The sequence below is a fragment of the Gemmobacter lanyuensis genome, from assembly GCF_014652355.1.
In the GTDB taxonomy this organism is placed as follows: domain Bacteria; phylum Pseudomonadota; class Alphaproteobacteria; order Rhodobacterales; family Rhodobacteraceae; genus Gemmobacter; species Gemmobacter lanyuensis.
This window is the reverse complement of record NZ_BMYQ01000028.1, coordinates 1-7188: the sequence shown is the minus strand read 5'-3', so window position 1 is coordinate 7188 and position 7188 is coordinate 1. Positions and strand designations below refer to the sequence as shown.

General features: G+C 54.6%; 7 protein-coding genes. 3 read left to right on the top strand and 4 right to left on the bottom strand.

The genetic code is table 11. The features are described 5' to 3' along the window. Window positions 1-228, bottom strand: a 228-nt coding sequence (locus IE101_RS19915; protein ID WP_229804332.1) for a hypothetical protein, incomplete at its 3' end; no start/stop codon positions are given. A 149-nt stretch (window positions 229-377) separates the two neighbouring features. Here IE101_RS19915 and IE101_RS19395 point away from each other — a divergent pair. The 3 genes from IE101_RS19395 to IE101_RS19385 all read left to right on the top strand — a co-directional run bounded on the left by IE101_RS19395 (window position 378) and on the right by IE101_RS19385 (window position 2240). Next, window positions 378-1022: a hypothetical protein gene (locus IE101_RS19395; RefSeq protein ID WP_189635488.1), complete on the top strand. Its 645-nt coding sequence runs from the start codon at window positions 378-380 to the stop codon at window positions 1020-1022. Then, on the top strand, window positions 1010-1306 hold the full coding sequence (locus tag IE101_RS19390; RefSeq protein ID WP_189635487.1) for a hypothetical protein: 297 nt from the start codon (window positions 1010-1012) through the stop codon (window positions 1304-1306). Before IE101_RS19395 ends, IE101_RS19390 begins: the two co-directional genes overlap by 13 nt. A 112-nt stretch (window positions 1307-1418) precedes the next feature. Then, complete coding sequence (locus tag IE101_RS19385; protein WP_189635486.1) at window positions 1419-2240, top strand: hypothetical protein; 822 nt, start codon at window positions 1419-1421, stop codon at window positions 2238-2240. Window positions 2241-2591: 351 nt separating this feature from the next. Here IE101_RS19385 and IE101_RS19380 read toward each other — a convergent pair whose 3' ends face one another. The 3 genes from IE101_RS19380 to IE101_RS19370 all read right to left on the bottom strand — a co-directional run bounded on the left by IE101_RS19380 (window position 2592) and on the right by IE101_RS19370 (window position 7147). After that, window positions 2592-3524 carry a Bpu10I family restriction endonuclease gene (locus IE101_RS19380; RefSeq protein WP_229804331.1) on the bottom strand — a complete coding sequence of 311 codons (933 nt, stop codon included), beginning with the start codon at window positions 3522-3524 and terminating at the stop codon, window positions 2592-2594. Then, window positions 3517-4752: a DNA methyltransferase gene (locus tag IE101_RS19375; RefSeq protein WP_189635485.1), complete on the bottom strand. Its 1236-nt coding sequence runs from the start codon at window positions 4750-4752 to the stop codon at window positions 3517-3519. Before IE101_RS19375 ends, IE101_RS19380 begins: the two co-directional genes overlap by 8 nt. Before the next feature lie 193 nt (window positions 4753-4945). Next, entirely contained in the window at window positions 4946-7147 is a 2202-nt protein-coding gene (locus IE101_RS19370) for a primase-helicase family protein (RefSeq protein WP_189635484.1), read from the bottom strand. Between the last annotated feature and the right edge of the window lie 41 nt (window positions 7148-7188).

Below are 7188 nucleotides of genomic sequence, written 5' to 3'. Positions count from 1 at the left end.
ACACCTATCCCAAATCAGCCACGCCGCGGCACCCACGGGGTTTCCTTGCCGCTTACTATAGTTTTCAAATTCGATCTTTAGTTCTTCCAGCGTTTGGCACTCCTGAAATCGGATAGGCCGCACCCGCTTTGACCGCTCTGCGAATAGAAGCTTGGCCGCATCCACGTCGCCGCCCTCGGCTCGCAACTTCAATCGCAGAATAATCCGTTCTTCCTCTTGCGCGTCCATGTCGCCCTCGCATCTTCAATTCGCCTAATTATACGCGCAGACGCAATGCAATCAATCTCTCGCAATCTTATTGGCGGGGTACTCAAGAAATTACCATTTGAACGCGATTTGAAGGCGCATTAAAATCGTCGCAATCAGGGGAATTGGATATGAAGCACGGCGTCCCGATTGAGGAATACAAGTTTAGGAGCCTGCTTGACCATGTCGTGCAGTTCCAATGCTTGATGGGCGGCATCCAATGGTTCGGCCAACCCCTTGCTGATGATCTGCCGGACTCGAACCTGCTGCATGGGGAGTTCTGGCACTCGACCACCGACTTCCACGACAGCTTGCAGGAAATGCGCGACTACTGCCGCGCCCATCCCGGCAATCATGGCCTGCACCATGCCCACGTTTACGCGCTGGACGGACGCGCGGGGGCGATGAAGTTTCACGCCTACCTGTGGAGACCCGAAACGGGCGACACCATGCAGCCGCTTGATTACGGACGCGCAATCGACCCTCACAATCGGGCTTACTCGTCCTGCATCCTTGACGCCCTGCTGATGCAGAAAAAGGCCCTCAAAACGTCCACAGTGGTCAAGCGGGCGCTCCCGTTGGCGCAGCGTCGGCTTGGCGCAGGGGCGAGTGACGAAGTGCATAAGGCACTGCTGAACAAGGCCCTGACTGTGATGATCAATACCGAACCTCTTGTGTTCACGCAGCGGTTCGACAGCCCCCACCACCCGAGCGGCCACTACATTATGGTTGAGCACCTCGGCATCTATGACAAGGACGCGACATGGCTTCTGTGATCCCCCTCAACTTCGCCGCATACGAACCAGCCCTGACGCTCGAGGCGCAGGCACGCTTTGAACAATGGCGCGCGAAGCATGACGACATGGCACATCATTGCAGGCAGGTTGGGCACTGGCCGTGGGCGGGGCAACTCGTGTTCAAGGTCAACTCGGTCAAGCGCATGTGCCGCAAAATGCCCCAGCCCGTCAGCCTCCAGCACATGGAGACCATCATCGAACTGGTCGGCGATCATCACCGCATCCCCATGCAACATGACCCTGTGGTCACGCTCACCGCGTGACGCGTGGCGCGGCTGCCACCGAAACAATCCTGACGTGTGACAACCTTTCTCCTTCACCTTGCCTCATTCGCATGGCAGCATCCTGCCGTGAAAGATTAACGGGGCGCAAAGCATGTTGAGTCTATTAAAGCAATCGGCCGCACTTACCCTTATTGCATCGCTGACATTTACTAGCCCTGCGCTGGCTTGGCCGTGGGGCGGGGACGATGAGTTAGATTTCTCGTCGGTCGAGACGATGCAGGAATCCGTGAAAAGTGTAACCAGCGACATGTCTCCGGCTGATAAGGAAGCATTTGGGAAAGCCTTGTTGGCAATCCTAATTGAGAAGAACCCTGTGACCGGGGCCGCTGAACCCGGCCTTCCGCAGTTGATGGCTATGGGACAACTCGGCGACAAATTCTATGACGGAATGGACAGTTGGATGTCTGGCGTCACTGTTGAAGAGGTGAAAGCCAAGGCAACGCTAATTGCTGCTCAGGAAGTCGCAAAAGCTGATGCTGCAGCGCAGGCAGAAGTTGAAAAGAAGAACGAAGCTGATGCACTATTGGCGCAACAAGCTTGCCTGAATGAGAAGATTGTGGTCTCCAACATTCGAGTGGAGAAAGGCGAATACTCAAATAATTTGATTTTCGAAATTAAGAACAACCTAAAATTTGCCATAAGCGGTGTTCAATTTGAGTATGTCGTAAAGCAAGAAGGAAGATCGGTCCCGATTAATAAGGACGATAGTTCTTTCGGTGTTTCCGGTGGAATTGAACCCGGAGAGACAAAGTCATTGTCGTATTACTATCATGGGCCGACAGGCGAAGCAGGAAAGACCTTTGTCGAAACCAGAATGATTAACGCTTTCGATGCTGCGGAGTTGCCGCTCCTTGACACGAACACCACTTACATCGGTCGGCCAGAGGGCTACTCCGATCAGAAGTGCGAGTAGCCTCACCGCTCACAGCCCCCAAAAAACCGCTCTCACACGCGCTGTATGCGTTCGCGCATATCAGGGGCGCGAAAGGCACTCACGCTGCTGCAGTACAGGTTTCAGCGAACGCACGGGCATCAGGACAACAATGTGAACAAGCGCCAAGAAACGCAAACGCAAGCATCCCAAAAGCTGCGAGTCAATGCCAATTAAACGGCAAAGCGTCGGTTGTCACAATAGACCGATCTGCAGAAGTCACACGTCTCGGCGGTGCAAATCAACGCTCGCGCAAAAAATTGCTGCTAGGAACGTCCCCTGAAAAGAAGGTCGATAACGTCCTCCAACTGTCCCAAGGGATGAATGTAGCATTCAAAAATACCCTCGCTCCAAGACGACATCCTCAGCGTCGTGCTCTACCGCCGGAAAACATTCATTTAGATGCCAGACCAACCGCGAAAATCCCGCTTGACTCAACGGGTGATCAGCAAGAAATCTCTCGTACCAATCGCTACTTTGGCGGCGACCAGCTGCAGTCGAGAAATTCGCCCTAAGATTAGATGCCAAGCGCTTCGAACGCCGGAGGACAATTACCTCGTCCATAGCAGTTAGTTTTGTGTTAATTGGGGTCATGTCAAGCCATTCACACAGAAGGATATACTTTGAGCCAGAGGACGCTCTTTTGAGCTCACCGGCTGTTGCCGCAGCCTCCTGAAACATGGTCTTATCAAGGTTGGTCTTGATTTCGGTCGCAAAATAGGAAACGTGAAAATCTTGTTCAAAAACATCACGTGGATTGTTTGCACCCGTGATCTTTATTCTGTGACGGCGGGTGACAGAGAAGTCTTGATCCTTTACCTTCAAATAGACACCTCCCGCGGAGAGCGGAAGCAATGGACTTTCAAAGGAAAGACCCGAAAAGCTAGCACGTGGACCACACTCAAGTCCGTTCTGCCGCAAGAACCCCGGAATTAGCCTTGGATCGAATAGTCTAGGAAGAAACTCTTCAAGCACAGTGTTGTCAAGTTTAAGTTGACCCTTTTGCCGATAAAGGAAATCATCGGGAGAGAGAAAGATTAGATCAAACTCAACTGTCTTTTTATAATCGTTCAGCAACTCTACAAGCCGAAAAAGAAGAGCATCACCTTCCAACTGAAGGGCGTCCATGTCAGCTATCCACTGCTCATAACGAGCAATTTGCGCTTCTACCCTCGGCCTGTCCGCTGCAGGTAACTTACTATTCGCCAAAAGCGCCCGGATTTTGTCACCATGCGCCCGAAGCTCAACTACATTGACATTAACCAAGGCGTTCCTCCAAAACAAAGGGAGAGAGTTCAATTTTAGAAGCTGCGCTTACTGCTTCTTTAATTTCAGCAACTCTCTCGGCTTCGCAGTAAGAGAGTGAGTTGCGTAGCGCTTGCGCCCCTACGGCTCTGCCTATTTCCACAGCTTCTGACAGGTCAACTTCGCATGGCTGCATTGTTATGACGTCTTCATATATAATGGCTCCATAGCGATTGAGGAATTTTCGCTCATTCCACTCAATCGGTTTGAAACTCATTCCCTCAATAGCAATAGCCGATATCAATTCACCGTTCTTGAACGGCACCGACCGAACACTTGACTCTCGCCCGAGAATGATCGTTAGCGGCGAACCGGGCTTGAGCAATCTACCCATTTCACAAAACATGGCGGAGATATCCATGCAATACTGAACAACCGTCATAAATCTATTCTGGCGAAACTTCCTATTTGCGCCAATTTCTGCACGCGCGGCCGACAAGGGTTTCTCCCCGAGTGCCTCGGTTATTTGTCGGTAATTCTGATGGTAATTGAATACATTGATGTAGGGTGGAGAAGTCAAAACATAATCAATACTGCGGCTCGGAAGATCAGTTGCACGGGCATCGCCAATCCGTGCCTCTATGTGCATAGAAGATTTCGGCAACCTAACAACAGCCTCGCATAGCATCGAAGAAGCTCGGTTCAACTTCTTCAAATCTGTGCTGCTACCATCACCGAATGCCAACATCAGGTATGCAGTCTTAACGATCTTCGATACTTCGTCTTCCCCTTCGGCGACTAACTCAGAGACCAAACTCGTTAGCTGAAGCGTCGAAACCTCGCCTGAGAGCATTTTGGCAGCATCGATACGTGTTCTCTTTATAACCTCAACCAGTTGGAAGCGGTCTGACGACTCTGCATTGCAAAGCTTAGCAATCTGAGCAAGCGCGACTGCCGCTGGATTTATATCCAACCCAATAGCCCCACAGCCCATCTGCGCCGCCTCATAAAGAACTGTTCCGCTCCCGCAGAAAGGGTCAAGAATCGTCTTGTTGGGAGCCGAGTATCTGGAAATCAAGAATTCGACCAACTGAGGACTAAATTGGCCCTTCCACGGCAAGACACTCGTGCGCTCTTTTTCAGTAATGTCCAAGAGGTTTTGATGGTCGGCATCCTGCACACGCGCCTCAAAACGGGAGGCGGAAAGTGCCTTGCAAGCATCGAAGCGGTTCTGAGAGTGATCGTTCATACAAACACAGTATCTTGTATAACAGCGAGAGCAAGTCCTCAAAGGTATGTGCCTTTGAGGAAGGTACTCCGGGGCGACTTGCACTGTGTACCGCCTCGGCATTGACCAAGTTTTTCCGTTCAAGTGTAAACGGGGTCGCCCCGGCGCGGCCCCCCCCCGCCCCCACCTATCCCCCCCCTGTGGAGGTGCGCGGTCAGTCGAGCGCCCAGTCTGCCATGTCGTCGCCCCAATCATAGGCGGAGACATTCTGATGCATGAGGAACGCGGCCCGAGCATCGGCGAGTGTTGGAAGGCTGATGACGCGCCAAGTCTTGGAAGCCTGACCACTGACGTTGATGCGCCGCACCCGAACCGGGGACATTGCCACAGGTGCGAAGACCCTTGCGGGCTGCGGGAAGCTGTGACCGACCTTGCAGCCGTTCTTGATGAACTGCTCTGTCAGCGCCGACACGCGAACCTCCCACGTCCGCCCATCGAAGTGCGAACATGCGGGCAAACGTCCAGCCTCCAAGAAGTCGCGCAAGATGCGGTCAGGGCCGACCACCGACTCCAGCTTCTGGCGATCCTTGGCTGACGTATGGGGCATCTGCGCGGGGCGGAAGCCCGATATGTCGCGCGTCCGCAGGGCGTGCATGAAGGCCTCCATCTCCTGTGGAAATCGCTGATGGGCCTGCGACCAGAACGCCGTATCGTTCGCGTGCTTGGCCGACACGCTGAGGACAAACATTCGGCGATCATGGCGGGCAAGGTGCGCGACCTGCTGCGCGTTTGAGGTCATGAACACACGGGCGTAGTTACGCGCCTCAATCGCGGGCAGGCCCTTGGGGTTGTAGGTTAGCGTTTCGTTTGTGATCAACGCCTTAACCTTGCTCTCCACAACTCGGTCGTTCGGCGCAACAGCTTCCTCGAAATGGAGCAGCACCTTGTTCATGGCCTGAGCGTTGAACTGGCCGACAAGCGTTCCGGCGTCGGAAGTGACGGAACAGTACCGCGCCCCGAGCAGCCGCCGGAGCAAGGCCATGAACGTGCTCTTGCCCGTTCCCTGCTCTTCGCTTTGAAGGATCACCGCCGTCCCCGGCAAGATATGGGGTTGCTGGACCATCTGCGCCAAGTAATCCAGCAGATAGGCCGAAGCCTCGTTCGACCCGGAACAGAGTATGTCGTGAACGAGATAGCGGATTGCAGGCCATTCCCCCGCGACCGGGGCCGTGGCCCAGCCCTGAAACAGGTTCAAGACCTTCCCTGTCTCAACCGTGATTTCTCGGTCAGACGTTTCAAATCTGGCCTCCTGCCGCACATAGCGACGGGCTGAATCCGAGATCACCCACATGTTGGCGGCTGACTTGAGGACAGGCCGCTTGTCATCCAAGTCCCACCCATCCAGCACCTTGTCGTGCGCCTTCGCTTCGCAGAACGCCCGAACGCTCAAACTTACCTGCGCCCCGGTATCGGGGTGGAACTCGTCCCGGAAAACACGGGCTGCACCGCCATAGTTTTCGATGATGTAATACTGCTGGTTGTACTGCTGAAACCGCGCCTTACGGTCGATTTCCCGCTCTTGGGCGGCAACCTTGTTCATGTAGGCATCCAACTCGGCGACCGAGGTATCGGTGTCACCGTGCGCGAGAACACGAGCCTCCATGCAGACGCGGGCGAAGGCATCGTTCTTCGTGCGCCGCAGATCATCCTCTAGCTGATTGAGGGTTTCGGGCTTGAGGTAGTGAAACAAGGGGGCGAGGTCGCCAGCAGACGCACCGATGATCAAGCCTGCGGTGATCATCTGCTTGGCGCGTTCTTGCACCATATACTGGACGTAGAGGCTACCGCTCTCCCAAAGATCGGCCAATGTCAGGGTGCCAATTTCCACATGGGCGGCGGCATCGGCCCTGCGGCTAGGCTCGGTCTTGATCAAGGAGTCGCGCCATTCCTTCGCCCAAAGGCGGTCCAGCTTTTCGATGCGCGACACAGATCCCTTGTCCTCGGCCAACTGCACAAGGCCGCTCGTGGCGATGACCTGATAAGCAAGTTGCTCGTCCGTGCAGAACTGCGCCGCCGCGTTTAGGGTCGCCTTCATGGTGGCCGACCAATCGTTTGCCTTGCGTCCATCGCGGAAGGCTTCGCCGTTCTTCCCCGCCGACAGGATCAGCCGAAGCTGTTTCGCATCGGTGACGCGGCCGGGGGTGATGCTGCAGTCTACAGGTAGCGCCGCCCCTGTTGGCGCATCGGCCATGCTGCCCAAGATGGCGCGCAACGGCACCGTGATGTCTGCTACCTCGGTCGTGCCTTCGCGGTGATCGCCCGTTAGAACAAGGCCCCAGCGAAACAGGAAATCGACCCTGTATCGTTCGTGCTTTGCGCTGGCCTTGCCCTCGGGTGCGAAGTCACCCAACTTCATCAGTTAAACGGCTAAGCAATTGATACTATTGAGCCTGGAAG